The 25242-nt window shown below is 68.8% G+C and carries 18 protein-coding genes and 5 tRNA genes; 15 read left to right on the top strand and 8 right to left on the bottom strand.

Going from position 1 to position 25242, the window contains the following annotated elements; translation table 11 throughout:
- The first annotated feature begins 92 nt into the window (after window positions 1-92).
- The 3 genes from ppsR to FHR66_RS09210 all read left to right on the top strand — a co-directional run bounded on the left by ppsR (window position 93) and on the right by FHR66_RS09210 (window position 2103).
- Window positions 93-914 (top strand): posphoenolpyruvate synthetase regulatory kinase/phosphorylase PpsR, encoded by an 822-nt coding sequence (ppsR, locus tag FHR66_RS09220; RefSeq protein WP_160967975.1) that lies wholly within the window; start codon window positions 93-95, stop codon window positions 912-914.
- Window positions 915-1039: 125 nt separating this feature from the next.
- The gene (locus FHR66_RS09215; RefSeq protein WP_160967977.1) at window positions 1040-1537 is read left to right on the top strand and encodes a DUF1249 domain-containing protein; all 498 of its coding nucleotides are present in this window, start codon (window positions 1040-1042) and stop codon (window positions 1535-1537) included.
- Window positions 1538-1614: 77 nt separating this feature from the next.
- Entirely contained in the window at window positions 1615-2103 is a 489-nt protein-coding gene (locus tag FHR66_RS09210) for an NUDIX hydrolase (protein WP_160967979.1), read from the top strand.
- Window positions 2104-2732: 629 nt separating this feature from the next.
- On the opposite strand, the gene FHR66_RS09205 is transcribed toward FHR66_RS09210, so the two are convergent.
- Window positions 2733-3491, bottom strand: a complete 759-nt coding sequence (locus FHR66_RS09205) for a 3-hydroxybutyrate dehydrogenase (RefSeq protein WP_160967981.1) — start codon at window positions 3489-3491, stop codon at window positions 2733-2735.
- A gap of 142 nt (window positions 3492-3633) precedes the next feature.
- Here FHR66_RS09205 and FHR66_RS09200 point away from each other — a divergent pair, with 142 nt between their 5' ends.
- The 5 genes from FHR66_RS09200 (at window position 3634) to FHR66_RS09180 (ending at window position 7222) form a co-directional block, all read left to right on the top strand.
- Complete coding sequence (locus tag FHR66_RS09200) at window positions 3634-4248, top strand: CDP-alcohol phosphatidyltransferase family protein (RefSeq protein ID WP_160968077.1); 615 nt, start codon at window positions 3634-3636, stop codon at window positions 4246-4248.
- 45 nt (window positions 4249-4293) lie between these two features.
- A complete protein-coding gene (gene phaE, locus FHR66_RS09195) occupies window positions 4294-5415 on the top strand; it encodes a class III poly(R)-hydroxyalkanoic acid synthase subunit PhaE (protein WP_160967983.1) in 1122 nt (373 codons plus the stop codon).
- Window positions 5412-6488 (top strand): class III poly(R)-hydroxyalkanoic acid synthase subunit PhaC, encoded by a 1077-nt coding sequence (locus FHR66_RS09190; protein ID WP_160967985.1) that lies wholly within the window; start codon window positions 5412-5414, stop codon window positions 6486-6488. Before phaE ends, FHR66_RS09190 begins: the two co-directional genes overlap by 4 nt.
- A gap of 81 nt (window positions 6489-6569) precedes the next feature.
- Entirely contained in the window at window positions 6570-6770 is a 201-nt protein-coding gene (locus FHR66_RS09185) for a PspC domain-containing protein (protein ID WP_026144177.1), read from the top strand.
- Entirely contained in the window at window positions 6767-7222 is a 456-nt protein-coding gene (locus FHR66_RS09180) for a hypothetical protein (RefSeq protein WP_160968079.1), read from the top strand. The genes FHR66_RS09185 and FHR66_RS09180 overlap by 4 nt, the downstream gene beginning before the upstream one ends.
- 150 nt (window positions 7223-7372) lie before the next feature.
- On the opposite strand, the gene FHR66_RS09175 is transcribed toward FHR66_RS09180, so the two are convergent.
- The gene (locus FHR66_RS09175; protein ID WP_160967987.1) at window positions 7373-8584 is read right to left on the bottom strand and encodes an NAD(P)/FAD-dependent oxidoreductase; all 1212 of its coding nucleotides are present in this window, start codon (window positions 8582-8584) and stop codon (window positions 7373-7375) included.
- A 177-nt stretch (window positions 8585-8761) separates the two neighbouring features.
- Between FHR66_RS09175 and FHR66_RS09170 the strand changes: the two genes are divergently transcribed.
- The 3 genes from FHR66_RS09170 to FHR66_RS09160 all read left to right on the top strand — a co-directional run bounded on the left by FHR66_RS09170 (window position 8762) and on the right by FHR66_RS09160 (window position 13149).
- Window positions 8762-8977, top strand: coding sequence for a hypothetical protein (locus FHR66_RS09170; protein ID WP_010342968.1), 216 nt, complete (start codon window positions 8762-8764; stop codon window positions 8975-8977).
- 144 nt (window positions 8978-9121) lie between these two features.
- A complete protein-coding gene (locus tag FHR66_RS09165; RefSeq protein ID WP_237475364.1) occupies window positions 9122-10687 on the top strand; it encodes a hybrid sensor histidine kinase/response regulator in 1566 nt (521 codons plus the stop codon).
- A 95-nt stretch (window positions 10688-10782) separates the two neighbouring features.
- Window positions 10783-13149, top strand: coding sequence for a Tex family protein (locus tag FHR66_RS09160; protein ID WP_160967991.1), 2367 nt, complete (start codon window positions 10783-10785; stop codon window positions 13147-13149).
- Window positions 13150-13242: 93 nt separating this feature from the next.
- Here the strand turns inward: FHR66_RS09160 and FHR66_RS09155 are convergent, their stop codons facing one another.
- From FHR66_RS09155 to FHR66_RS09145, 3 genes are all read right to left on the bottom strand, one after another.
- Complete coding sequence (locus tag FHR66_RS09155; RefSeq protein ID WP_237475352.1) at window positions 13243-17052, bottom strand: PAS domain-containing protein; 3810 nt, start codon at window positions 17050-17052, stop codon at window positions 13243-13245.
- A 150-nt stretch (window positions 17053-17202) separates the two neighbouring features.
- Window positions 17203-17583, bottom strand: coding sequence for a response regulator (locus FHR66_RS09150; RefSeq protein ID WP_160967995.1), 381 nt, complete (start codon window positions 17581-17583; stop codon window positions 17203-17205).
- Window positions 17584-17745: 162 nt separating this feature from the next.
- A tRNA-Leu gene (locus tag FHR66_RS09145) sits at window positions 17746-17832 on the bottom strand.
- Window positions 17833-18273: 441 nt separating this feature from the next.
- Here FHR66_RS09145 and FHR66_RS09140 point away from each other — a divergent pair.
- The 4 genes from FHR66_RS09140 (at window position 18274) to FHR66_RS09125 (ending at window position 18780) form a co-directional block, all read left to right on the top strand.
- Window positions 18274-18349, top strand: a tRNA-Ala gene (locus FHR66_RS09140).
- Between the two features lie 46 nt (window positions 18350-18395).
- Window positions 18396-18471 (top strand) — tRNA-Glu (locus tag FHR66_RS09135).
- 113 nt (window positions 18472-18584) lie between these two features.
- Window positions 18585-18660 (top strand) — tRNA-Ala (locus tag FHR66_RS09130).
- A 44-nt stretch (window positions 18661-18704) separates the two neighbouring features.
- Window positions 18705-18780 (top strand) — tRNA-Glu (locus tag FHR66_RS09125).
- 387 nt (window positions 18781-19167) lie between these two features.
- On the opposite strand, the gene FHR66_RS09120 is transcribed toward FHR66_RS09125, so the two are convergent.
- From FHR66_RS09120 to FHR66_RS09110, 3 genes are read right to left on the bottom strand one after another with little or no spacing between them, the layout of a single operon-like run.
- Window positions 19168-21033: an alpha/beta fold hydrolase gene (locus tag FHR66_RS09120; RefSeq protein ID WP_160967997.1), complete on the bottom strand. Its 1866-nt coding sequence runs from the start codon at window positions 21031-21033 to the stop codon at window positions 19168-19170.
- On the bottom strand, window positions 21030-24104 hold the full coding sequence (locus FHR66_RS09115; protein ID WP_160967999.1) for an efflux RND transporter permease subunit: 3075 nt from the start codon (window positions 24102-24104) through the stop codon (window positions 21030-21032). Before FHR66_RS09115 ends, FHR66_RS09120 begins: the two co-directional genes overlap by 4 nt.
- Window positions 24101-25219: an efflux RND transporter periplasmic adaptor subunit gene (locus tag FHR66_RS09110; protein WP_160968001.1), complete on the bottom strand. Its 1119-nt coding sequence runs from the start codon at window positions 25217-25219 to the stop codon at window positions 24101-24103. The genes FHR66_RS09115 and FHR66_RS09110 overlap by 4 nt, the downstream gene beginning before the upstream one ends.
- Window positions 25220-25242: the final 23 nt, after the last annotated feature.

The raw sequence follows: 25242 nt of genomic DNA, 5'->3' as shown, positions 1-25242 counted from the left end.
GAGGGAAGAAGCCGATATGATGCAGTGCGCACCCGAGCCGGCACAAGCGAAGCGGGCGCATCCGTTGGGTTTCAGCCAGGAGAATGCAGGCAATGTCGACGATCAGACCGGTGTTCTACGTGTCCGATGGAACCGGTATCACCGCTGAAACCATTGGGCATAGCCTGCTCACCCAGTTCAGCGGTTTCAGCTTCGTCACCGACCGCATGTCGTTCGTCGACGATCCGGAAAAAGCGCGTGACGCGGCGCAGCGCATCCATGCCGCGGGCGAGCGCTATCAGGTTCGGCCAATCGTGGTCAACTCCTGCGTCGATCCGCAACTGAGCATGTTGCTGGCCGAGAGCGGGGCGCTGATGCTCGACGTGTTCGCGCCCTTCATCGAGCCGCTGGAGCGCGAATTGAACGCGCCGCGGCACTCGCGGGTGGGACAGGCGCACGGTCTGGTCGATTTCGAGACCTACCACCGCCGCATCAACGCGATGAACTTCGCACTCGCGCACGACGACGGCATCGCGCTCACCTACGAGGAGGCCGACGTGATCCTGGTGGCGGTCTCGCGCGCGGGCAAGACCCCGACCTGCATCTACCTGGCGCTGCATTACGGCGTGCGCGCGGCCAACTATCCGTTGACCGACGAGGATCTGGAGAGCGATCGGTTGCCGCCGCGGTTGCGTGCCTACCGCAACAAGCTGTTCGGGCTGACCATCGATCCGGAACGGTTGCAGCAGATCCGCCAGGAGCGGCGGCCGAATTCGCGCTACTCCAGTGCGGAGACCTGCCGGCGCGAAGTGGCGGCCGCCGAGACCATGTTCCGCATGGAGCGGATTCCGACCCTGAGCACCACGCATACCTCGATCGAGGAGATTTCCAGCAAGGTGCTGACGACGCTGGGACTGCAGCGCGAGATGTTCTGAGCGGGCGGGGCCGCTCCTGGCGGCAATGGAATTTCCGCACGTCGCCGCATGGATTTCCACGGTAGGCCGCCGGCGCCGATCCGTCAATGCTGCCGCCGGCGCGATCCAGCGTGTAGGATCGGTCCATGCAGCACGCCATGACCCGCAGCGAACGCATCCCCCGGCTCAGCCGTTTCGGCTGGCTGATGGGGCTGTACGCCGAGAACTATCTGCACCTGAACCGCCTGTTCGTGCCGGCCGACCTCGAGGCCGGCAGCTACGTGTCCAGCATCGGCGACGGCCTGGACCTGCGCCTGGATGTGATCGAGCGGCACCGCTACACCGTCGAACTGCGCCTGACCTACGACCTGTGCGATCCGCTGACCGGGGAGCCGGACCCGTCGGCCTACGTGCGCCTGTACCTGGACGCGCGCCAGGCCGAGACCACGCATTGCTACGTCGGCCGCCGCTGGCAGGACGTGATGGGGCTGTACCCGCCGCCGGCGGAGCTGATCAGCCACCGCATGCGCATGAACACCTTCCTCGGCAAATGGCTGGAATACCTGGCCGAGCGCGGCCACGGCGTGGCCACGCTGCGACCGGCGCCGCCCCTGCCGCGCGACGCCGCGACGCCGGCCGTTTAAACGTCTAGCCTCAGGCTAGACCAGGCGACAGCGCAGATACGGCATACTGCGCGCCCGTCGCCCTCCGCCGTCACCGCATGCCTTACACCCCCATCGTCGCCACCTTGGGCTACGTGCTCTCGCCCGACCGTACCCAGGTGCTGCTGGTCCACCGCAATGCCCGGCCCGGCGACCATCACCTGGGCAAGTACAACGGTCTTGGCGGCAAGGTGGAGGCGGACGAGGACGTGCTGGCCGGCATGCGCCGCGAGATCCTGGAAGAGGCCGGCATCACCTGCGAGGCGCTGCAATTGCGCGGCACCATCAGCTGGCCGGGGTTCGGCAAGCACGGCGAGGACTGGCTGGGTTTCGTGTTCCTGATCGAGGCCTACGCGGGCGAGCCGTTCGCCGAGAACGCCGAGGGCACGTTGGCCTGGGTGCCGATCGCGCAGATGGACACGCTGCCACTGTGGGAGGGCGACCGTCACTTCCTGCCGCTGGTGTTCGATGGCGACCCGCGCCCGTTCCACGGGGTCATGCCGTACCGCGACGGGCGCATGCAGTCCTGGCGCTATTCGCGGGCCTGACACGCTCGCGCTGCCATAAAGCCCCTCTCCCTTCGGGAGAGGGGTTGGGGTGAGGGTCCGGCGCGAAAGCGTCTCGCGGAGTTTGGGTGCACGAGGCTTCGCCCGCACCCTCATCCGCCCTTGCGGGGTACCTTCTCCCAATGAGAGAAGGGAACAGCCTAAGCCCCTCTCCCACCGGGAGAGGGGTTGGGGGTGAGGGTACGACGCGAAAGCATCTCGCGGAGTTTGGGTGCACGAGGCTTCGCCCGCACCCTCATCCGCCCCTGCGGGGCACCTTCTCCCGAGGGGAGAAGGACGAGTGCTAGCGCCTCTCCCGTCGTCCGGCGCACCGCTCGGTCGCCTCCGCGTGACGCCGCGTCGGGCTTGTCCACAGCGGCTGTGGATCGATCCTGCACAAGCCTGTGGGCAAGCATGGCAAGTCACTGAAATGGCTGCCCGATTTTGCCGGGTGGTGAAAATTTCAGCAGTCCCGGTCGCGCTTCTCCACAGCCGGTGTGGATGAAATCGCACGAACGCTGTGGATAAGATCCGGGTGGCGTTGTGCCGCAACGGCCGCCGCCGTGTTGGCGAAAAATTCGCCAGTGTCGATCGCGCGATCCAGCAGCCGGACCTGCGTGCTTGCCGCAGCGCTACTGCGCGGTCCAGCCGCCGTCGATGGCGATGGTCTGCGCGGTGATGTTGCGCGCCGCCGGCGAGGCCAGGAACGCCACGCAGCCGGCCAGTTCGTCGTAAGCGATGAACACGCCCTTGGGCATCGGCTTGAGCATCACCTGGGCGATCACGTCGGCTTCGGAAATGCCGCGGGTGCGCGCCTGGTCGGCGATCTGCTTGTCCACCAGCGGCGTTTTCACATAGCTGGGGCAGAGCGTGTTGATGGTGATGTCGGTATCGGCGGTCTCCAGCGCGATCACCTTGGAGAAGCCGACCAGGCCGTGCTTGGCGGCGACGTAGGCACTCTTGTACGGGCTGGCGACCAGTGAATGGATGCTGCCGATGTTGACGATGCGGCCGAAGCCGCGCTCGCGCATGCCCGGCAGCACCGCCTGGGTCAGCCGCGCCACGCCGGTCAGCATCACCTCCACCAGCAGGCTCCACCTGTCCATCGGGAACTCCTGCAATGGCGCCACGTGCTGCAGCCCGGCGTTGTTGACCAGCACGTCCACCGGCCGGCTGACGGCGCCCAGCGCCGCCGTGATGCTGCCTGCGCTGGCCACGTCCAGCGCCACCGCCTCGGCCGAGCCGCCGGCCTGGCGCAACTGCGCGGCGACCGCGTCGGCGGCAGCCAGGTCGAGGTCGCTGACGACGATGTGGCGGCCGCCCGCGGCAAGTTCGTGGGCGATGCCGGCGCCGATGCCGCTGGCGGCGCCGGTGATCAGGACGGTCTGCATGGGGAGTGCCTGCGCGGAAGTGGGGAGCCGCCAGCGTAGCAGCGCGCGGCGACGCTCGGCAGCGGCCGCTCGCCAGTGCGGCGGCACCACGCTACCCTGTGCCGTCGCTCGCCGCTCACGCCGGATCCGCCACGTTATGCCGATGAAACGCCACTTCTCCATGCTGCGCGAGTTCCAGCTGGCCGACTGGTTCACCCTGGCCAATGCCTTCTGCGGCACCGGCGCGGTGTTCGCGGCGATGCGCTTCCTGCAGGATGGCCGCCGCAGCGATCTGCTGTTCGGCATGGCGCTGATCCCGCTGGCGTTCGTGTTCGACGCGCTGGACGGCCGGGTGGCGCGCTGGCGCAAGTCGTCCTCGACCCTGGGCCGCGAGCTGGACTCGCTGGCCGACGTGATCTCCTTCGGCGTGGCCCCGGCCGCGCTGGCCTATGCCTGCGGCATGCAGGGCGGCTGGGACTGGCTGGTGCTGAGTTTCTTCGTCTGCTGCGGGGTCAGCCGCCTGGCCCGCTACAACGTCACCGCCGAGCAGATCGCCGGCGACGGCGACAAGGTGCCGTACTTCGAGGGCACGCCGATCCCGAGCAGTCTGGGCTTGGTCATCGTGCTGGCGGTCGCCGCGCACCTTGGCCATATCGGCGATGCCTTGTGGTGGGGCGAATGGCGACTGGGGCCGTGGCTGCTGCACCCGCTGTCGCTGCTGTTCGCCTTGTCCGGCTCGCTGATGATCAGCAAGACGCTGCGCATTCCCAAGCCCTGATCGCAGCGGGTTGCTATCATCGCGGGCCAGTTCGGGAGAGTGGCGATGAAGGCTAGCGGCGGCGGTGGCGCCGGCGATTTCGAGGCGATGACGCGGCAGTACTGGGAGGCCTGGAGTGCCGCGTTGCGCCAGGGCGCACCGGCCCCCGCGTCGGCCGCGGCTGGCGACGGCACCGGTTCCTGGCGCGAGGCGATCGCGGCCTGGAGCCAGTGGCTGCCGCGCGGCAGCGCGCCGCAGGCCGAGGACGCGGTGGCGCAGTTCCAGCAGCATGCCGGCGACTGGCTCGGCGCGATGCAGCAGGTGGCCGCGCAGTTCGCCGGCCGCGATGCCAGCAGCGCCGACGTCGCCGAGGCCTGGAAACGCCAGGTGCAGGGCCAGCGCGAGCAGTTGCTGCAATGGCTGCTGGGCGCGGTGCGCGGCACCGGTCAGGGTGGCATCGATCCGTGGTTGCAGCAGGCGGCGCAGTGGCTGCAAGGGCTGCAGCGCGACAGCGGTCCGTGGCTGCAGATGCCCGGGTTCGGCCCGGCGCGCAACCACCAGGCGCGCTGGCGGGCGCTGGCCAAGGCGCAGCAGGACTACCAGGCGAAGTTGCAGGCCTATCTGGGGCTGCTGCAGGGCGCCATCGACCGCGCCTTCGGCCTGTTCGAGGAGAAGCTGCGCGGCCACGAGGACCCGGGCCGGCAACTGACCAATGCGCGGGCGATGTTCGACCTGTGGATCGACGCGGCCGAGGAAGCCTATGCGGCGGCCGCGCTGTCGCCGGAGTTCCGCCAGGTCTACGCCGACGTCGCCAACGCGCAGATGCGCCTGCGTGCCCTGCTGCAGCGCGAGACCGAGCAGGTCTGCGAGCAGGTGGGCCTGCCCACGCGCACCGAACTGGATGCTGCGCATCGGCGCATCGCCGACCTGGAACGGCGGCTGCGGCGGATCGAGCGCGCAGAAGGGCAGGGTGCGCCTGTCGCGCCTGCACCTGCTGCTGCGCCGGCTTCTTCTGTGCCGCGGAAAAGCGCCAGGAAGACCGCAGCCAAGCCCGCCGCTGCGAAGGCGGCAGCAGGCGCACCCGAATCCAAATCCAGATCCAACGCCGCCAAGCCAGCGAAGGCCGCGCCCGCCACCCCGTCGCGGCGGGCGGGAACCAAGCCCGCTGGGCGTCGGAGTCGCGCATGAAGGGACCGCTGAGTTTCAGCAGCGACGATCTGCTCCAGGAAACCCTGGAGCTGCAGCGCAAGTTGCTCGAAGGCCTGCGCGTGCTGCCGGGCCTGGATACGGTGGACTACGGCGCGACTGCGCGCCAGGAAGTGTGGCGCGACGGCAAGGTGGTGCTGTACCGCTTCGTCGGCGAGCGCCCCCCCACCGCCAAGGTGCCGTTGCTGATCGTCTATGCCCTGGTCAACCGCCCGTACATGGTCGATCTGCAGGCCGACCGCTCGCTGGTGCAGGGCCTGCTGGCGCTGGGCGAGGACGTCTACGTGCTGGACTGGGGCTACCCGGATCGGTCCGAGCGTTACCTGACGCTGGAGGACTATCTGCTGCGCTACATCGACGGCGCAGTGGACCATCTGCGCGCGGCCGCTGACGGTGCGCCGGTCAACATGCTCGGCATCTGCCAGGGCGGCACGTTCTCGCTGTGCTACGCGGCGCTGCAGCCGGAGAAGGTGCGCAACCTGGTCACCATGGTCACGCCGGTGGATTTCCATACCCCGGACAACATGCTGTCCAACTGGGCGCGCCAGGTCGACGTCGACCTGTTCGTGGACACGCTGGGCAACGTGCCGGCGGATCTGATGAACGTCAGCTACCTGATGCTCAAGCCGTTCCGGCTGAATCTGCAGAAGTACGTCGGCCTGCTCGACATCCTCGACGATCCGCGGGCGCTGGAGGACTTCCTGCGCATGGAGAAATGGATCTTCGATTCGCCCGATCTGGCCGGCGAGACCTTCCGCGAGTTCGTCAAGCAGTTCTACCAGGACAATGCGCTGATGCACGGGCGCGCGCGCATCGGTGCGCACACGGTGGACCTGGGCCGGGTCACCATGCCGGTGCTCAACGTCTATGCCGAGCAGGACCACCTGGTGCCGCCGGACGCCTCGCGGGCGCTGCGCGGCGTGGTCGGCAGCCGCGACTACGCCGAACTGAGTTTCCGCGGCGGCCATATCGGCATCTACGTCTCCGGCCGTGCCCAGCGCGAAGTGCCGGCGGCGTTGCACCGGTGGCTGGCCGACCGCGATGGCGGGCACTGAGCGCCAACCATGGCGCACCGTCACGCGGCGCCCGCCCCGGCGCCGGTAGAGTGAGTCGCCGCCGTCGCTGGAGCCGCCGCCATGTCGCAACCCCGTTCGCTGTCGCGCTCCTTGAACGACCGCATGATCGCGGGCGTGATGGGCGGCATCGCTCACCGCTTCGGCTGGAATGCGACCCTGCTGCGGGTGTTGTACGTGGTCGGCTCGATCGTCTCGGCCGCCTTCCCCGGCATCCTGGTCTACCTGATCCTGTGGCTGCTGATTCCCAACGAAGCCGACTGAAGCGGCCGCTGCCGCCGGCCTGGCGCCGTGCCGGCCTCGCCGTCGGTGTGCTGTGGACCTTGCCCAATACCTTGCTCGGTGTGCTTGCTGGGGGCATCGCGCTGGCCTTCGGTGCGCGCCTGCGCTTCAGCCGCCGCGAGCTGGCGCTGGTGTTCGAACGGATGCCGTTGCGGCCGCGCGGGGCGATGACCCTGGGCAACGTGATCCTGCTCAGCGCCGACGATCTGGACGTGGCCTGCGCCACCTACGAACACGCCGCCGGTCGTTGCCGGCATCCCGCGGTACGGCTCGGCGACCACGAACGTGCGCACGTGCTGCAGTACATGCTGCTGGGACCGTTGTTCCTGCCGGTGTACCTGGCGTGCGGCGGTGTCAGCGTGCGCAATCCATTGGAACGCGCCGCGGATCGCTATGCGCTGCAAGGCCGCGGCTGGTGGCCGGGCACTGGTTGAGTGCGTGGCGCCAGCACACCGCTGCGTTCGCCATGCACGACGTTATCGCGTAGGAGCGGCTTCAGCCGCGACAGGGGGCGTTCCCGGGAAAGCCCGTCGCGGCTGAAGCCGCTCCTACGGAGGTACCAGTGGCGCTTGTAGCGGCTCGGGTCAGTCGAGCCGGGAGAAGCCGAACAGGCGCTTGAGCGGATGCGCATGCCGCTCGATCTGCGCGCGCAGCAGGCCGGCGCCGATCATGCTGTAGGTGATGCCGTTGCCGCCGTAGGCCATCGCGAACTGTACGCGCGGGCCGTGCTGCGGGTGCGGGCCGAAGAACGGCAGGCCGTCCTCGGTCTCGGCGAAGGTGCCGGCCCAGGCGAAGGTCGGCTGCAGCTTGAGCCCAGGCATTACCTTGGCGATCTTGCGCGACAGCGTGCGCGCCTTGCTGTCGACGCGCGCGTCGCGGCGCGCCGGCACATCCACGCTGTCGTCCTCGCCGCCGGCGACGACGCGGCCGTTGCCGGTGCTGCGCAGGTACAGGTACGGCCGCGCGCTTTCCCAGATCATGGTGTCGCGCAGCGGGCCGAGAACGGAGGGTTCCAGCGGGTCGCTGACGAAGGCGTAGCTGCTGCGGTTGCGCGCCACGCGCTGGTCCAGCCAATGCTGATTGGCGTAGCCGGCGGCCATCACCACGTGGCCGGCGCGCACCTGCGCGCCCTGGTCGGTGTGCAGGGTCACGCCTCGGCCATTGACCTGGATCCGTGCGATGCGGGTGCGGTCGTAGACGCCAACCCCGCGCCGGAACGCGCGGCCGAGCAGGCGATAGGTAAGGCGGTACGGATCCACTCGCGCGGCCTGGTGACTGAGGATCGCGCCGTGCGCCTGGATGCCGTAGTTGGCGTCCAGCGCCTGCGCGCCCAACCATTCCACGTCCAGGCCGTGCCGCGCACGCACCTCCAGCTCCTCCTGTAGCACCCGCACGTGCCGGCGCTTGCTGGCGTAGTACAGGCTGTCGTTCCAGCCGAAGTCGACATCGCGCAGCGGCCGCACCAGGTCGCGCAATTGCTCCAACGCCTGCGCGCAGGCGCCATAGGCGAGGGCGCCGGCCCGTTCGCCATAGCGCTTGGCCAGGTCGATCAGGTGGGTGTCGATCTCGTACTGCAACAGTGCCGTGCTGGCGGCGGTGCTGCCCCAGCCGATGTCGCGCTGCTCCAGCACTGTCACCGCGTGCCCGTGCGTACTCAGTTCTTCGGCGATCAGCGCGCCGGTGATGCCGCCGCCGACCACGGCGACATCGCAGCGCACGTCGTCGCGTAGCTGCGGGAAACTCTGCATGAGGCCGTTGCGGACCGACCAGAAGGGATAACCGCTCTTGAGATCCATGACGCCCCGGCGCAGAAAGGATGTGCGACTTACGCGCAGGCCTGGTTAAGTCCGCGTGAGCCGCGGCGGACGTCATGCTCGGGCAAACAGCCGCGATTAACCTCGGTGCAGAAGTCCCTCACATGGCGCTGTGTATGGTGCGCGCCAGTTCCACGAATTCCCTGTAGAGAAAGCGTCATGTCGGTCGTTCTGTATATCGGTGGCAGCAAGGACGGAGAGAAGGGCGTGATGCCCTACGGTTTCCGCAAGTCCATGAAGGAAACCGAGGCAGGCCCGGAAATCTATGTCGAGCGCGTGCTGGCGTTGAGCGACCGGCAGGTGCGGATCATGGCCCTGGAGTCGCTGCAGGACGATATCGTGGTAGAACGCCTGCACAGGTATTATTCGCGTTGACGCCGGCGTGCGAACCCCGGTGTGGCCGCCCGTCTAGCCGGGCCAGCGACGGTTCGCATCGACCTGCCATCGACCATGCCCGCACCAGAAATCAGCAACTGCCCGGCGCCGCACACCACCGTCGACCCTGACGCTCCCACCGACATGTCCAACCAGCGCAGCGATATTTTCTTCGCTGCCGTGCAGACCACGCGCATGCCCATGATCGTCACCGATCCGCGGCAGCCGGACAACCCGATCATCTTCGTCAATCGCGCGTTCCTGGAGATGACCGGGTATGGCAGCGATGAGCTGATCGGCAACAACTGCCGTTTCCTGCAGGGACCGGACACCGACCGGGAAACGGTGCGCAGCATCCGCGATGCGATCACCTCGAGCGACGAAGTGGCGGTGGAGATCCTCAACTACCGCAAGGACGGTTCAAGCTTCTGGAACGCGCTGTACATCTCTCCGGTCTACGACGACCGCGGCGAGCTGGTGTACTTCTTCGGTTCGCAGCTGGACGTCAGCCGTCGCCGCGACGCCGAGGATGCGCTGCGCCAGGCGCAGAAGATGGAAGCGCTGGGCCAGCTTACCGGCGGTATCGCCCACGACTTCAACAACCTGCTGCAGGTCATGTCCGGGTACCTGGAACTGATCGAGCATGCGGTCGAGAGCGATCCGCTGAATCCGCTGCTGCTGCGCAAGAGCGTTGACCGCGCGCGCGATGCCGCCGGCCAGGCCGCGCGCCTGACCCAGCAGTTGCTGGCGTTCGCGCGCAAGCAGAAACTGGAAGGGCGCGTGCTCAACCTCAATACCCTGGTGGCCGGGATGAGCGATGTGGCCGAGCGGACGCTGGGCGACGGCATCGCGTTTTCGCTGGAACTGGCGCCGGACCTGCGCAACTGCCGGATCGACCCGACCCAGGCCGAGGTGGCGCTGCTGAACATCCTGATCAATGCCCGCGATGCCATGGCCGAACAGGCATCGCCGCGCCTGGTGATCCAGACCCGCAACGTCTCGGTGCGCGCCGACGAACCCACCACCTACGACAACCTGCTGCCCGGCCATTATGTATGCGTGTCGATCACCGACAACGGCAGCGGCATGCCGCCGGAGGTGCTGACGCGGGTGCTGGATCCGTTCTTCACCACCAAGGAAGAAGGCAAGGGCACCGGCCTGGGCCTGTCGATGGTGTACGGCTTCGCCAAGCAGTCCGGCGGCGCGGTGCGCCTGTATTCGGAGGATGGCCACGGCACCACCGTGCGCCTGTACTTCCCGATCGACGACAACGTCGAGAACATGGCGCCGCGCGATTCGCGCACGCGCCGTCCGTTCGACCGCCAGGGCGACGAGACCATCCTGATCGTCGAGGACCGGCCGGACATCGCCGAGCTGGCGCGGCTGTTCCTGGAGGACCAGGGCTATGCCACGCATGTCGTCTACAACGCCCGCGAGGCGCTGGAACTGCTCGACACCGGCGTGCACGTGGACCTGCTGTATTCGGACCTGATCATGCCGGGCGGCCTCAACGGCGTGATGCTGGCGCGCGAGGCGCGGCGGCGCCGGCCCAAGATCAAGGTGCTGCTGACCACCGGCTATGCGGAGTCCTCGATCGAGCGCACCGATGCCGGCGGCAACGAGTTCGAGGTGCTGGCCAAGCCGTACAACCGCCAGGAACTCACCCGCAAGGTGCGCATGGTGTTGGACGGTCCCAACGGCGTGAGCTGACCGACAGGTCGGCGCGCGCCTGTCAACGGGGTTTCCCGGCGGCGCGCGCACTGCGAAAATGCGGGTTTTCCGCAAGGCGGCTTCGGCCGGACGCAATGCACGACACTCAGCTCGCCCAGCAGATCGCCAACACCATCGCCGCCGAGATCGGCGCGCAGCCGGCGCAGGCGCGCGCCGCCATCGCCCTGCTCGACGAGGGCGCCAGCGTTCCGTTCATCGCGCGCTACCGCAAGGAAGTGACCGGCGGACTGGACGACACCCAGTTGCGCAACCTGGAAGTGCGCCTGACCTATCTGCGCGAACTGGAAGAGCGCCGTGCCGCGGTGCTGGCCAGCATCGCCGAGCAGGGCAAGCTCAGCGACGAGCTGCGCGCGGAGATCGTCGCCGCCGATACCAAGTCGCGGCTGGAAGATCTGTACCTGCCATACAAGCCCAAGCGCCGCACGCGCGCGCAGATCGCCCGCGAGGCCGGGCTGGAGCCGCTGGCCGACGGCCTGCTGGCCGATCCGACGCTGGTGCCGGAGACCTTCGCCGCCGGCTTCGTCGATGCCGACAAGGGCGTGGCCGACGTCAAGGCCGCGCTGGAAGGCGCGCGCGCGATCCTGATGGAACGCTGGGGCGAGGACGCCGCGCTGGTCGGCGAACTGCGCAGCTGGCTGGGCGAGGTCGGGGTCATCCGCGCGCGCGTGGCCGAGGGCAAGGAGCATGAAGGCGCCAAGTACCGCGACTACTTCGACCATGCCGAAGCGCTGGCCAAGATTCCCTCGCACCGGCTGCTGGCGCTGTTCCGCGCGCGGCGCGAGGAGATCGTGTACCTGGAGCTGGATCCCGGCGCCGATGCGGAGGCCGGCCACCAGTACGCCGAGGGTCGCGTCGCGCTGCGCGCGGGCATCGCCAACCAGGGCCGCCCCGGCGATCGCTGGCTGCTGGATGCCTGCCGCATGACCTGGCGCGCCAAGCTGCACATGCACCTGCTGCTGGACCTGTTCAACCAGGCGCGCGAAAAGGCCGAGGCCGAGGCAATCGCGGTGTTCGGCGACAACCTGCAGGACCTGATGCTGGCGGCGCCGGCCGGGCCGCGCGTGACCTTGGGCCTGGACCCGGGCATCCGCACCGGCTGCAAGATCGCCGTGGTCGACGCCACCGGCAAGCTGCTGGCCACCGACACCATCTACCCGCACGAGCCGCGCCGGCAGTGGGACCAGTCGCTGCACACGCTGCGGCAGCTGTGCACGCAGCACGGCGTGGAACTGATCGCGATCGGCAACGGCACCGCCAGCCGCGAGACCGACAAGCTGGCCGCGGACCTGATCAAGCAGAACCCGCAGCTGAAGCTGGAGAAGATCGTGGTCAGCGAGGCCGGCGCCTCGGTGTACTCGGCCTCCGAGTTCGCCGCCAAGGAATTCCCGCAGCTCGACGTGTCGCTGCGTGGTGCGGTGTCGATCGCACGGCGCCTGCAGGATCCGCTGGCGGAACTGGTCAAGATCGAACCCAAGGCGATCGGCGTGGGCCAGTACCAGCACGACGTCGACCAGTACCGCCTGGCGCGGGCACTGGATGCGCGGGTGGAGGACTGCGTCAATGCGGTCGGCGTGTACGTCAACACCGCCTCGGCGGCGCTGCTGTCTCGCGTGTCCGGGCTGTCGTCGAGTGTGGCCGAGAACATCGTTCGCCACCGCGACGACAACGGCCCGTTCAAGCGCCGCAAGGACCTGCTCAAGGTGCCGCGGCTGGGCGACAAGACCTTCGAACAATGCGCCGGCTTCCTGCGCATCGCCGATGGCGAGGAGCCGCTGGACGCCTCGGCAGTGCATCCGGAAGCCTACCCGGTGGTGGAGCGCATCGTCGGCGCCACCGGCAAGCCGATCAAGGCGCTGATCGGCGACGGCGGCTTCCTGCGCGGCCTCAGGCCGGACCAGTTCACCGACGAGAAGTTCGGCCTGCCGACCGTGCGCGACATCCTCAAGGAACTGGAAAAGCCGGGCCGCGATCCGCGCCCGGAGTTCAAGGCCGCGCGTTTCGCCGACGGCGTGGAGGACATCAAGGACCTCAAGCCGGGCATGGTGCTGGAAGGTGTGGTCAGCAACGTCGCCGCCTTCGGCGCGTTTGTCGACATCGGCGTGCACCAGGACGGCTTGGTGCACATCTCCGCGCTCTCGGACAGCTACGTCAAGGATCCGCGCGACGTGGTCAAGGCCGGCGACATCGTCAAGGTCAAGGTGCTGGAGGTGGACGTGGCGCGCAAGCGCATCGCGCTGACCCGGCGCCTGGACGACACGCCGGCACCGGCGCGTCCCGCCGACCGCGACAGCGGTGCGCGGAATGCCGGCGGCCCACCGCGGCGCGAGCGCGACGGGCGCGGCAACCCGGGCGGCGGCAACGCCAAGCCGCGTCCGGCCGCGGCGGCGCCGCCGGTCAACAGCGCGCTGGCCGACGCGTTCGCCCGCGCCAAGCGCGGCTGACGTTCCAGAAGAGGAGGAGCGCCGGCGCGCCTGCGCCGGCCGTTGCAGTCGCGATCGCCCGCTGCGGTCGCGCAATGCGCCGAACCGGCCTGATCAGGCCGGTTCGGCGTGCGGGCTCTGGTCCGGCGCGAGCGTGGCCGGTGGTGGCGCCACCAGCGACGCGGCCAGCCCAAGCAGCTTGACCGGATCCACTGGCTTGCCCAGGTGCGCATCGAAGCCGGCCTCCAGGGCCAGCGCACGATCCTCGCTGCGCACGTAGGCGGTCAGGGCAATGGCCGGGATGCGGCTGGCCGCACCGGCACCGCGGCTGCGGACGCTGCGGATCAGGCTGTGGCCGTCGCGGCGCGGCATGCCGACGTCGCTGACCAGCAGCGCATACGGCCGCTCGCGCAGCAGCGCCTCGGCATCGTCGGCGCAGACCGCGGTCTCGACCACGGCGCCGGCCTCCTGCAGGAAGCGCTGGGTGACGCCGCGCGAATCCATGTCGTCGTCCACCACCAGCACGCGCACGCCGTCCAGGCGAATGCCGCCGCGGCGTAGCGCGCCGCCGGACAGCGCCGCGTCGTCGCGGCGGATCGGGTCAAGGCTCTGCAGGTCGTTGCGCGGCAGCAGCAGGGTGAAGGTCGCGCCGAGGCCGATGCCATCGCTGCTGACCGACAACTGTCCCTGATGCAGTTCGGCCAGTTGCTTGGCGATCGCCAGGCCCAGGCCGAGACCGCCGGCGCTGCGCGTGCTGCTCGCATCGGCCTGACGGAAGCGGTCGAACACATGCGGCAGGAACGCCGGGTCGATGCCGATGCCGGTATCGCTGACGGCGATGCGCACATGGGTGCTGGTGCTGTCCAGGGTCACCGTGACCGTGCCGGCGCTGGGGGTGAACTTGATCGCGTTGCCGATCAGATTGGTCAGTACCTGCTGCAGCCGCACCGGATCGCCCAGATAGGGCAGGGCGGTGGCCTCGTCGGCGACCAGCACGATGTCGACACCCTTGTTCTGCGCGCCGGGGCGGGCCGCATCGATGGTCTCGCCGAGCAGTCCGCGCAGGTCCAGGTCGTTGGGCTCCAGGTGCACCTTGCCGGAGAGAATCGCACTCATGTCCAGCAGGTCGTCGATGATCTGCGCCTGCGAATGGGCGCTGCGTTCGATCACCTCCAGACCCTTGCCCAGATCCTTCTCGCGTACCGCCTCGTCCTGCATCAGCCGCGACCAGCCCAGGATCGCGTTGAGCGGCGTGCGCAGTTCGTGGCTGAGCGTGGCCAGGAATTCGTCCTTCATGCGGCTGGCGCGCTCGGCCTCGCTGCGCGCGCTCTGCTCTGCGGCGAGCAGCTGCTGCAGGCGCAGGTCGGTACCGCGGCGCTCGATGATGATGCCGGCCAGGTGCGAGGCCGAGCGCGCCAGGTCCTGTTCGTGCGGGTTGGGGTAGTGCACGAACGGGTGGTACAGCGCGACCACGCCCAGCACTTCGCCGTCGCTGGCCAGGATCGGCGTCGAGCAGCAGGCGATGATGTCCGCTTCCATGGCCACGGCCAGATAGTCCTGCCAATGCGGATTGACCCGCACGTCGCTGCACAGCACTTGCCGGCGCAGGTAGGCGGCGCGTCCGCAGCAACCGGTGTTGGGACCGATCGGCAAGCGCTGCACGGCCTTGCGGAAGCCTTGCGGCATGCTTGGCGCGGCCCCTTCCAGCAGGCACTGGCGGTGCTCGTCGACCAGCATGATGGTGCAGCGCAGGCCGACGTCGCTCTGCGACTCGATGCCGCGCGCGATCGCCTCCAGCACGGCGTTCAGGGGCTTGCCGGTGGTGATCATCTCCAGCGCCGCACGCTCGGCGGCGGTGGCGTTCTCGATGCGTTTGCGCTCGGCGATGTCCAGCAGCGAGCCGATGAAGCCGAGGAACTGGCCCGACGAGCTGAAGCGCGGTGTGGCGGTGTCCACGCACCAGCGGTATTCCCCGTCGTGGCGGCGCAGGCGGTACTCCACGGTGTAGGCGCGACGATCCGCGCAGGCGCGCGCCAGGGTACGGCCCACCGTGGCCAGGTCGTCGGCATGGATCATTTCCTGCCAGCCGCTGCCCAGCGCTTCCTGCTCGCTTTGCCCAGTGAACAGATACCACTGGCGGCTGATGTATTCGCAGTCGCCATCGGCATTGGACATCCAGATCATGACCGGCGCGTTGTCGCACAGCTGACGGAAGCGCAGTTCGCTTTCCTGCAGGCGTTGCTCGACCAGGCGGCGGTCGTGGATGTCGGTGTTGGTGCCGATCCAGCGCACGATGCGGCCGCTGTCGTCGCGGATCGGCAAGGCGCGGCCGAGATGCCAGCGGTACTCGCCATCGTGGCGACGCAGCGGATACTCGATCTCGTACGGTTTGCCGCTGCGCAGCGCCTCCGGCCACACCTCCATCACCCGCGCCAGGCCTTCGTCGGTGTGCACCTTGCGCCAGCTGTCGTAGCCGGCCTCGCCGACCGGCAGCCCGGTGTACTCGTACCAGCGCCGGTTGAAGTAGTCGACATGCCCATCCGACGTGGAGGTGAACACGATCTGCGGCATCGCATCGGCCAGCTCGCTCAGGCGTGCGGCACTGCTGGCCAGTTCACTTTGCGCGCTCGCGCGCTCCATCGACTCCCAGCAGCGCGCTGCGACCAGCCGCACCAACTCGATCTCGGCCGAGGTCCACACCCGCGGATGGGTCTGGTGCACGCCGATCGCCGCGACCAGGCGGCCGGCCTTGTGCAGCGGCGCGGTGAGCACCGCGCGCATGCCCAGCCGGCGGTAGTTGGGATCGTCCAGGCGCATCGGCGGCTGGTGAGTCTCGGTGTCCTGTACCACCCATGGGCGGTTTTCGCGCATGCACTCCAGCAGGTCGCTGCCGAAGTCGCTGAAGCGCGAGCGCCCGGTCAGGTGCGAGGCGCCGTCGACATAGTCGGCGCGCACGTCGAACACGTCCTCATCGGCCTCGACGATCGCGTAGGCGCAGCGGTTGGCGCCCAGGTGCTGGCCGAGCAGGGCGGCACCGGTCTCGCAGATGGCTTCGGTGCTGTGCAGGTTCTGCAGGGTGTCCTCGAGCATCAGCAGGAAGCTGTCGTGCGCCTGCGCGCGCGCCTGCTCGGTGCGGTCGATGCCGTGCACCAGGATCCCGCTGACCCGGCCCTCGGCGTCGTGCATCGGCTGGTACACGCATTCCAGCGTGGTTTCCGAGGTCGCTTCGTGCGGGCTGCGGCACAGGTGGAAGGTCATCGACTCGTCGATGAACGCCTGGCCGCTGGTGCGGACGTTGTCGAGCAGGCCGATGACGCCCTGCTGCTGGATTTCGGGAATGGCCTCGGTCAGTGGCCGGCCGACCACGTCGCGTGGTCCGATCAATTGCTGGTAGCGCCGGTTGACGGTCTCGATCACGTAGTCCGGGCCGCGCAGGATCGCCAGCGCCGCCGGCGACTGCTCGAACGCGTCGGCCATCTGCGCGCGTTGCGCGTCCAGCGCCCTCAGCAGCGTGTCGCGTTCGCGGGCCAGGGTGATCCGTGCGGTGTCCTCGGTGCACACGCACAGCACGCCGGCGATGCGGCCCTCGTCGTCGAACAGCGGGCTGTAGGAGAAGGTGAAGTACACCTGCTCGCTGTAGCCGTTGCGCATCATCTTCAGCGGGATATGTTCGTTCCAGGTCGATTCGCCGCTCGCCATCACCTGGTCTGCCTGCGCCCGGACCTCCGGCCACACGTCCGGCCACACCTCTTCCATCGGCCGGGCGAAGCCCTGCGGATGCCGCAGCCCGAGGATCGGCACGTAGGCGTCGTTGTAGAGGTTGAACTGGCGCTCGCCCCAACGCACCGCCATCGGGAACCGCGAGTTCAGGCAGATCGACAGCGCGGTGAGCAGGCTCCGTGGCCACTGCTCCATCGGGCCCATTTCGTGCTCATGCCAATCGATGGCGCGCAGCAAGGCGCCCGTGACGCTGCCGGCGGGAAACCGGACAGGAGGCGGCGAACAGTCCTGGGCGTTGATGGCTGAGTCCCTCGAATCGTCCCCGCCAGGCGGCGGGCTTACTGCCGAGGATTCTCAGGGGCCTGCGGTCGTCTTGGCGTGAGCGTCCTGCAATGCCTTGATCAGCTGCTCGGACAGGTAGGGCTTGGTGAGCACCACGCCGGCGGTAAAGGCGGGAGGCAGGGCGTCGGCGGCCACCCCGGTGGCGAGCACGAAGGGAGTGCCGCGTTCGCTGAGCGCCCGCGCCACCGGCTCGCTGGTTTCGCCGGCGGAGAGGCGGAAGTCGAGCACGGCCCGGTCCGGGCGTTCGCTGTCGAGCAGGGCAAGGGCCTGCTGCACGGAGGCGGCGACGCCAACCACCTCGGCACCGGCCTGGGCAAGCTGCAGCTCGAGCAGCGTGGCGTTCATCTCGTCGTTCTCGACCACCAGGATACGCAGGCCCCGCAATGCCGACATCGCTTGCTCGTTAAGGTTTGGGAACGGAAAGTATAACGGGACCGTCACGGCCGCCGCCTAGACAAACGACGACAGGAAAATGAAGCGTTTACCTGTGATCGCCGTCAATGCGCTGTGGTGATCGCGCAAAAAACAAACGGCAGCCGAAGCTGCCGTCAGTCCTGGTGCCGAAGGTGGGACTCGAACCCACACGCTTTTAAGGGCGGCGGATTTTGAGTCCGCTGCGTCTACCGATTCCGCCACTTCGGCGCGGCCGCGGAGTATAGCCGACTGTTCGCCCGCGCCGCTAGCGATCCGTTCTTGCGGTTGTCGGGGCCGGGCAGGTGAGGACATAGCGGAGGCTGTGGTGGTGTGAGCCGCTCTCTGCACCTGCGGTGCGTCCTATATGTGTGGTGCGCCGTTGCAACCCCCTTGCCGCGCGCTTGCCACGCACGCCCTTTGCGTTGTGCCGATATCGGCAATCGCGGGCGACCGGTGGCGACGCGGGCGCAGCGCGATTCTGCGCTACGCACCGCGCCAGACGCAGCTCGCAGCAATGGCTTGGCGTGAGCCGTGCGCCCTGCGCAAAGCAGGGGCGCGAGTCGATTCCAGAGGGCGTGGCGATGGCCTTTGCGATGTCGCAAACGTTCCGCAAAAAAACGCTTGCGTGTGCCGATCACGATCGTTAATATTCCGCTCCTCGCAGCACGTGGGGCCATAGCTCAGCTGGGAGAGCGCTTGCATGGCATGCAAGAGGTCGCCGGTTCGATCCCGGCTGGCTCCACCAACTTTTCGGACATAGGCCGTCCGCAAAGGCGACACCGTTACACAGCGTCCCCATCGTCTAGAGGCCTAGGACATCACCCTTTCACGGTGGCGACCGGGGTTCGAATCCCCGTGGGGACGCCATTTTCGCAGGAATTCCTCGCGCGCATCCGGGTTCGGCTCTGCCGAACATGTTGAGTGCGGGGTTTGTACATCGGAAGAAAGTCGGGTATGATTCCGCTTCTGCCAGTACACGTGGGGCCATAGCTCAGCTGGGAGAGCGCTTGCATGGCATGCAAGAGGTCGCCGGTTCGATCCCGGCTGGCTCCACCAACTTTTCGGACATAGGCCGTCCGCAAAGCAACATCGTTATCCGCGTCCCCATCGTCTAGAGGCCTAGGACATCACCCTTTCACGGTGGCGACCGGGGTTCGAATCCCCGTGGGGACGCCATTTTTCGAAAACACCCGGCATTGCCGGGTGTTTTTTTATGGGTGTTGTGGGCGTGGGCGGTGAACGGAAGAGCGCCGCAGGGCGTGTGCTTCAAGCGGTGGATTGCTTGCATCTTCGAACAATGGCTTTCTTCTGAGTGCCTGCTTGCATCCATGGTGTGCGTGGCTGCGCCCGTACCCTCACCCCAACCCCTCTCCCGAGGGGAAAGGGGCTTTGCTTCTCCCTTCTCCCTTCGGGAGAAGGTGCCCCGCAGGGGCGGATGAGGGTACGGCCGCGCATAGCATTCCAGCCGTCAGCACATACGTCATTTGCATTCCGACCGCGCGTCGCTGCGCTCCGTACCCTCACCGCAACCCCTCCCCCGAGGGGAGAGGGGCTGACGCCCGTTCAGTGCAGCAGCCGGCGGATCTGCAGGATCGCCTGCGGCGTGCGTTGCACGCTGTGCCCGGAGACGATCACCGTTTCCGAGGCGGCGCCGGGCAGGTGGGCACTCCAGTACGGCACGATGCCGTCGCTGGACTGCGCCAGCGGCACGCGCGGATCCTCCTGCCCGATGATGGAGTGGTAGGTCACCTGCGGCGAGATCGGCAACTGCGCCGCGGCGAGGATGAAGGGATCGCGGTCGCTGAGGCTGTCGATGCTGTTGGGCAGTGCGCCGAGCCTGTCCTTGCCGGCGATGTCCTTGAACTGATCGAGGACGCGCCGGGGCAGGCCGATCACGGCGCGCGCCAGTTCGCCGACGGTGCCAGCGGCCTCGGGCGTGCCGCGCTGCGGCGTGGCCAGGAAGATCGCCTCCGACACTTCCGGCATCGGCGCGAAATGCAGCATCTGTCCGAGCCTGTCCTGCAGCGCCTGACGTGCCTGCGGATCCAGCTTCGTTTCGTCGAACAAGGTTCGCCACAGGCGCTCGCCGCCGCTGGAAGACATCATCAAGCGCGCCAGCACGCCGCCCATGCTGTGTCCGATCAGCACCATGTCGTGTGCGGACACGCTGCGGCGTTGCGGATCGAGCTGATCCAGTGTCTGCTGCAGCGCCATGCGAACCTGCAGGTGGGTGTAGGGGATCGGCAGGTTGGTCGGGTAGTACACCAGCCAGATCTGGTAGCGCGCGCGGACCTGCGGATCGCCGAGCAGGTCGTTGGCCAGGTTCACCCAGGCCTCCGGGCTGCTGGCCAGCCCGTGCAGCAGCACCAGCACGCGCCGGTTCGGATCGTAGGGCTGGGTCAGGAACACATGCGGCCGGTCGATGCCGTGCCCCAGGCCGAGCAGGGTACGCAGCGATTGCGCGGCGAAGCCGGCGCGCGCCATCCACACGCCATAGCCGGCGCTGAAGTTGGCCGCCAGCGGCACGTCGACACCGCCCATCGCCACCCGCTCGCTGACCGAGGGGTCGTGGACCTCCACGTGCGCAGTGTGGCTGGCCAGCACCTCCTTGAGGCTGCGGCCGTCGAAGCGCAGCAACACCGTGAGGTTGGGCGTGGGCATGTCGCTGTAGGCGGGCGCGGCATCGGCGTCGCGCGTGGCGCCCGCCGGCTGCGGCAGGACCGCGACCATTTCCGCGCCGAAGCCGTCGCGCCGATACACGCTGCGCAATCCGTCGAAGCGCAGGTCGCTGGCCACGAGCATCGCCTCGGGCATCGGCATGTCCTGTGGGCTGCCCACGCTGGCATCCAGCGTCACCGTCCAGTGGGGCAGGGCGGCGATCTGCGCGTCGGCGTCGTGCGTGGCGGGCGGATGCTGTCGGTAGCGTGCGAACAACGCGGTCACAGCCTGCTGCACGGCGTAGTTGTAGTAGTCGCGCACTTGGGTCTGGCGTTCCTCGAAGGCGCGTTCGCTGGGCGTGCGTCCGCTGAAGAACAGGTAGGCGTAGGCGTAGCGCGCGGTCTGCAGCCAGGCCGCCAGCGTGGCGTCGCTGTCCGGTCGTTGTCTGGCGGCACGCTGCGCGGCCAGGAGCGATAGTTCCGCTGCCGTTGCCAGGACGCGTTCCTGGTCCAGGTCGGCATTGCCGAGCAACTGGTCGATGCAGGGCGGCACCTTTGCCGTGCAGCTTGCCACGTCGAGCCCGGCGACGTTCAGCGTTTGCAGGGCGGCGTCGCTGGGGCGCGCGGCGCTCAGCGCGTCGCCGCGCTTGGCCTGGATGTAGCGCGCCGCATCCACGCGCTGCACGGTGACACTGGCGCAACCGCCCGCACACAGTGCCAGCCCCAGCATCGCGCAAGTCGAGATTCCGCGGTGCCAGCGCTGCCGCCTCATGCCGCGGCCTTCGCCGGCATGCCGGCACGGCGCGCGAACAGCAGGTCGTACAGCACGGGGATCACGCCCAGGGTCACCAGCGTGCCCAGGGCCAGGCCGCCGATCATGGTGATGGCCATGCCGGTCCACAGCGGGCCGGCGAACAGCATCAGCGGGATCAGGCCGACGATGCAGGTCAGCTTGGTCATCACGATCGGGCGCAGGCGCTTGACCGCCGCGGCGATCACCGCCTCGTGCCGGGGCAGGCCATCGGCCAGTTCGGCCTCGATCCGCTCCAGCAGCAGCACCGCGTTGTTGACGATGATGCCGGCCAGCGCGAGCAGCCCGAAGGTGGCCATGAAGCCGAACGGATAGCCGGTGACCAGCAGGGCGAGGGTGGCGCCGATCAGCACGAACGGAATGCTGGCGACCACGATGAACAGCTTGCGGAACGAATTGAACTGCCACACGAACAGCAGCAGGATCGCGCCCAGCGCATGCGGCATGTACTGCAGCAGCGCCTGGTTGGCTTCGGCGGCGTCCTCCAGTTCGCCGCCCATCTCGATGCGGTAACCCGGCGGCAGGCGCAGTGCCGCGACCTTGTCGGCCAGTGCGTCCACCACCTGGTCAGTGGTCAGGTCCGGGTTGCGGCCGGTGATGGTGATGGCGCGGCTCAGGTTGCGGCGCTGGATTGTCGAGGGTTCCGAACGCAGCTGGATGTCGGCGATCGCCGCCAGCGGCAGCGGCGCGGCGCCGGAGGACGGGTAGATCGGCGTGTTGCCGGGATTGCCGCCGCGCGCATCCTGGGCGCCGTCGCCGCGCAGCACGATCGGCACGTTAGTGCCATCGTCGTGGATCACCGAGGCGTCCACGCCGCCGTAGCGCAGCTGCAGCGCCTGGGCGATGTCCTCGCTGGCGACGCCGGCGCGGCGTGCCTTGGCCTGGTCCACCTGCACCACGTAGCGCGGAATGCGGCTGTCCCAGTCGTCGCTGACGTCGAGCGTGCCGGGCAGGGCGCGCAAGGTGTCGGCGATGCCCGCGGCGAGGCGGCGCAGTTGCGCCTCGTCCGGGCCGATCACCCGGTAGATCGCCACGCCGGATTCGGTCGAGCCCAGCGAAAAGCGCTTGGGCTCGGCGCGCACCGCCGGGTAGGCCTGGCGCAGGTGGGTGCGCACCTTGGCGATCAGCGCGTCGATGTCGCTGCCCGGCCGCACGCTGACGGTGAAGTAGGCGATGTTGGCCGCCGGCAGCGGCGGGTTCAGCCCGAGCACGATGCGCGGGCCGCCGTCGGCGACGTAGCCGATGCTGTCGACGATCTGCGGGTTCTGCCGGCGGTCGGCCAGCCACTGGCTGATCGACTGCACGGTGCGCAGGGTCTCGCGCGCATCGCTGCCCGGTTGCAGGGTTACCGGCATCTGGAACTGCAGGCGGTCGGACTTGGGCAGGAAGCTGTACGGCACCGAGACCAGCACCGTCACCGCCAGCGCAAGGAGCGCCAGCATGCTGCCCAGGAACAGCGCCTTGTGCGCCAGCAGCGCCTCGATCGCGCGCCGGTATAGGCGATACGGTTTGGACGTATAGGTATCATCATGGCCGTCCGCAGGCGCGGCATGCGCGCGGGCGAAGTACATGCATAGCAGCGGGGTGATGGTGATGCTGAGCAGCCACGAGCCGAGCAGGGTCACCGCCAGCACGATCGCCAGCGAGCGCATGTATTCGTTGGTGCTGGTCTGGCCGAAGAAGAACGGCGAGAACGCCAGCACGATCACCAGCGAGGAGGTCAGCAGCGGGATCGCCAGGCTGCGGCCGGCGGCCTCGCAGGCGGCGCGGCGTTCCTCGCCGGCGGCAAGGCGCCGCTCGATGTCCTCGGCGATGACGATGCCGTTGTCCACCAGCAGGCCCAGCGCCAGGATGATCGCGGCGATGGACACGGTCTGCAGTTCCACGTTCAGCGCCCGCATCGCGATCAGCGCGCCGAGGATGGTCAGCGGCACGATCGCGCCGACGATCAGGCCGGTGCGCCAGCCGAGGAACAGCATCACCACCGCCATCACGATGACGATGGTCTCGCCCATGACGTGGTGCATCTTGCCCATCTCGCGCTCGACCACGTCGGCCTGGAAGGTGACCACGTGCTGCGCGAAGCCCACCGGCAGCGCCTTGGCGGTCTCGCCCAGGGTGCGCCGCAGCGCCTTGCCGACCTCGGCGACGTTGTTGCCCGGGGCCATCGACACCGCCACCACCACCGCCGGCTGGCCCTGGTAGATGGCGCCGGCCTCCGGCGGATCCACCGGCATCAGCTCGATCCGCGCCAGTTGCGCCAGCGGAATCTGCCGCGGGCCGTCGGCGCCCTGCGTCGCGATCGGGGTATTGCGCAAGTCGTCCAGGTCGCGCACTTCGCCGGAGGTGGTCACGGTCATCGCCATGCCCGACGCGGCGACCAGGCCGCCGCCGGCGACCACGTTCTGCGCGCGCAGTTGCTGCGCGACCGTGGCCGGGGTGAGACCAGCCTCGCCCAGTTTGGTGCGGTCGAAGGCGACATAGACGCGCTCGTCCTGCAGACCGTGGAAGGTGACCCGCTCGACGCCCGGCACGGTGTACAGTTGCGCGCGCATCTGCCGCAGCGGCCCGAGCATCTCGGCGGTGTTGAAGCCGGGTGCGGTGACCGCGATCGAGGCGATGGCGACGCGGCCGAAGTCGTCGTCCACCAGCGGCCCCTGTGTGCCCGCGGGCAGCTCGGCGCCGGCTTCGGCGGCCTTACTGCGCACACGCTGCCACAGTGCCGGCAGGTCCTTGACGCTGTCCTGCGCGGTGACCTGCACGATGGCGCTGCCGGGATGGATGGTGGTGACGATCTTCTTCAGACCGCTGACCTCGCGCAGCCGTTCTTCCAGCGGGCGCGCGAGCAGGTTTTCCACGCGTTCGCTGGGCATGCCGGGGAACCCGACCTGCACGATCGCATCGCGCACGGTCACGCTGGGTTCTTCCTGCGACGGAAAGCCGAGGAAGGTGACGATGCCGCCGATCAGGATCAGGGCGGCGCTGAACAGCGCCAGGCGGCTGGACTGCAGGGTGGCGCGGGTCAGGTTCATGGCGAGGTGGTGCCGAGGCGGGTGGTGGGACGGAACGGCACGACGTGCTGGCCGTCGTGGAGGAAGGCGGCGCCGGCGGCGACGATGCGTTCGCCCGCGGCAAGGCCGCGCAGGATCTGCACGCGGCCGTCATCGGCGTGCCCAGCGACGACCTGGCGGCGGCGCACGCTGCCGTTGTCCTGGCGGTACACGAACACCATGGTCTGGCCATCGGCCATGCTCGGGATCAGCGCGCTCAACGGCACGCTCGGCGCCTGATTGGCGGCGCTGTCGGGCAGGGCCAGCAGCAGCGATTCACCGCTGCGCGGCTGCGCGGCATCGGTGCCGGTGCTGTCGAACAGCGCCTGCACGGTGGCGCCGCCGTCCACGCGTTCGGACACGCTGCGCAGGCGCAGCGGCAATCCCTGCTGCGGCGCGCTGCTGCGGTAGGCGAGGACGCGCTGGCCGGGTTGCAGCGCGGCCGCGCGATCGGCCGGCAGCGTCGCCAGCACCTGCGCGCGATCCGCGCCGTCCAGTTGCACCACCGGCTGGCCGGCGCTGACCAAGGTGTCGGGCTGTTGCAGCCGCGCCACCACACTGCCGTCGAACGGCGCACGCAGTTCCGACTGGCGCACCGCGCGGCGCGCCAGCGCCAGGTCCGACTGTGCGCTGCGGACCCGCGCCTGCGCCGCGGCGAAGGCGCTCTTGGCGGCGGTCAGGGTCGCGGCGGAGGCGGCGCCGTCGTCGAACATGGCCTGCTGCTGGGCGAGCTGGGTCTGTTGCTGCTGCAGGTCGGCCGCGGCGATGCCGACGCCGGCCTCGGCCTGCTGCAGGCGCAGGCGGTTCGGCTCCGGATCCAGGCGCGCGAGCACCTGGCCGGCGTGCACGCGGTCGCCCACGTCCACGGCGATGGTGGCGATGCGGCCGCCGCCTTCGAAGCCGAGATCGGCGCGTTGTTGCTGGCGCACCTGGGCGAGGTAGCGGGTGCTGTCATGCGCGGCGTCGCTGCCGACGGTTTCCAGCTTGACCGCGCGCGGCGCATCGGCGGGCGGCGCGGCCTCGCGGTCGCAGCCGGACAGCGTCAGCGCAGCCAGCGGCAGGCACAGCATGAGAAGCAGGGTGGGGCGCAGGGTCATGGTCGGCGGTGTCCCGGAAGCGG

The sequence above is a fragment of the Xanthomonas sp. F4 genome, assembly GCF_011761895.1.
The sequence above is the reverse complement of the archived record's forward strand: the minus strand, read 5'-3'. Positions and strand labels throughout refer to the sequence as shown.

Bases quoted from the DNA above. Each gene is read 5' to 3' on its own strand.
- ppsR (WP_160967975.1), top strand. From the start codon at position 93: ATGTCGACGATCAGACCGGTGTTCTACGTGTCCGATGGAACCGGTATC.
- FHR66_RS09215 (WP_160967977.1), top strand. From the start codon at position 1,040: ATGCAGCACGCCATGACCCGCAGCGAACGCATCCCCCGGCTCAGCCGT.
- FHR66_RS09210 (WP_160967979.1), top strand. From the start codon at position 1,615: ATGCCTTACACCCCCATCGTCGCCACCTTGGGCTACGTGCTCTCGCCC.
- FHR66_RS09205 (WP_160967981.1), bottom strand. From the start codon at position 3,491: ATGCAGACCGTCCTGATCACCGGCGCCGCCAGCGGCATCGGCGCCGGC.
- FHR66_RS09200 (WP_160968077.1), top strand. From the start codon at position 3,634: ATGAAACGCCACTTCTCCATGCTGCGCGAGTTCCAGCTGGCCGACTGG.
- phaE (WP_160967983.1), top strand. From the start codon at position 4,294: ATGAAGGCTAGCGGCGGCGGTGGCGCCGGCGATTTCGAGGCGATGACG.
- FHR66_RS09190 (WP_160967985.1), top strand. From the start codon at position 5,412: ATGAAGGGACCGCTGAGTTTCAGCAGCGACGATCTGCTCCAGGAAACC.
- FHR66_RS09185 (WP_026144177.1), top strand. From the start codon at position 6,570: ATGTCGCAACCCCGTTCGCTGTCGCGCTCCTTGAACGACCGCATGATC.
- FHR66_RS09175 (WP_160967987.1), bottom strand. From the start codon at position 8,584: ATGGATCTCAAGAGCGGTTATCCCTTCTGGTCGGTCCGCAACGGCCTC.
- FHR66_RS09170 (WP_010342968.1), top strand. From the start codon at position 8,762: ATGTCGGTCGTTCTGTATATCGGTGGCAGCAAGGACGGAGAGAAGGGC.
- FHR66_RS09165 (WP_237475364.1), top strand. From the start codon at position 9,122: ATGTCCAACCAGCGCAGCGATATTTTCTTCGCTGCCGTGCAGACCACG.
- FHR66_RS09160 (WP_160967991.1), top strand. From the start codon at position 10,783: ATGCACGACACTCAGCTCGCCCAGCAGATCGCCAACACCATCGCCGCC.
- FHR66_RS09155 (WP_237475352.1), bottom strand. From the start codon at position 17,052: ATGGGCCCGATGGAGCAGTGGCCACGGAGCCTGCTCACCGCGCTGTCG.
- FHR66_RS09150 (WP_160967995.1), bottom strand. From the start codon at position 17,583: ATGTCGGCATTGCGGGGCCTGCGTATCCTGGTGGTCGAGAACGACGAG.
- FHR66_RS09120 (WP_160967997.1), bottom strand. From the start codon at position 21,033: ATGAGGCGGCAGCGCTGGCACCGCGGAATCTCGACTTGCGCGATGCTG.
- FHR66_RS09115 (WP_160967999.1), bottom strand. From the start codon at position 24,104: ATGAACCTGACCCGCGCCACCCTGCAGTCCAGCCGCCTGGCGCTGTTC.
- FHR66_RS09110 (WP_160968001.1), bottom strand. From the start codon at position 25,219: ATGACCCTGCGCCCCACCCTGCTTCTCATGCTGTGCCTGCCGCTGGCT.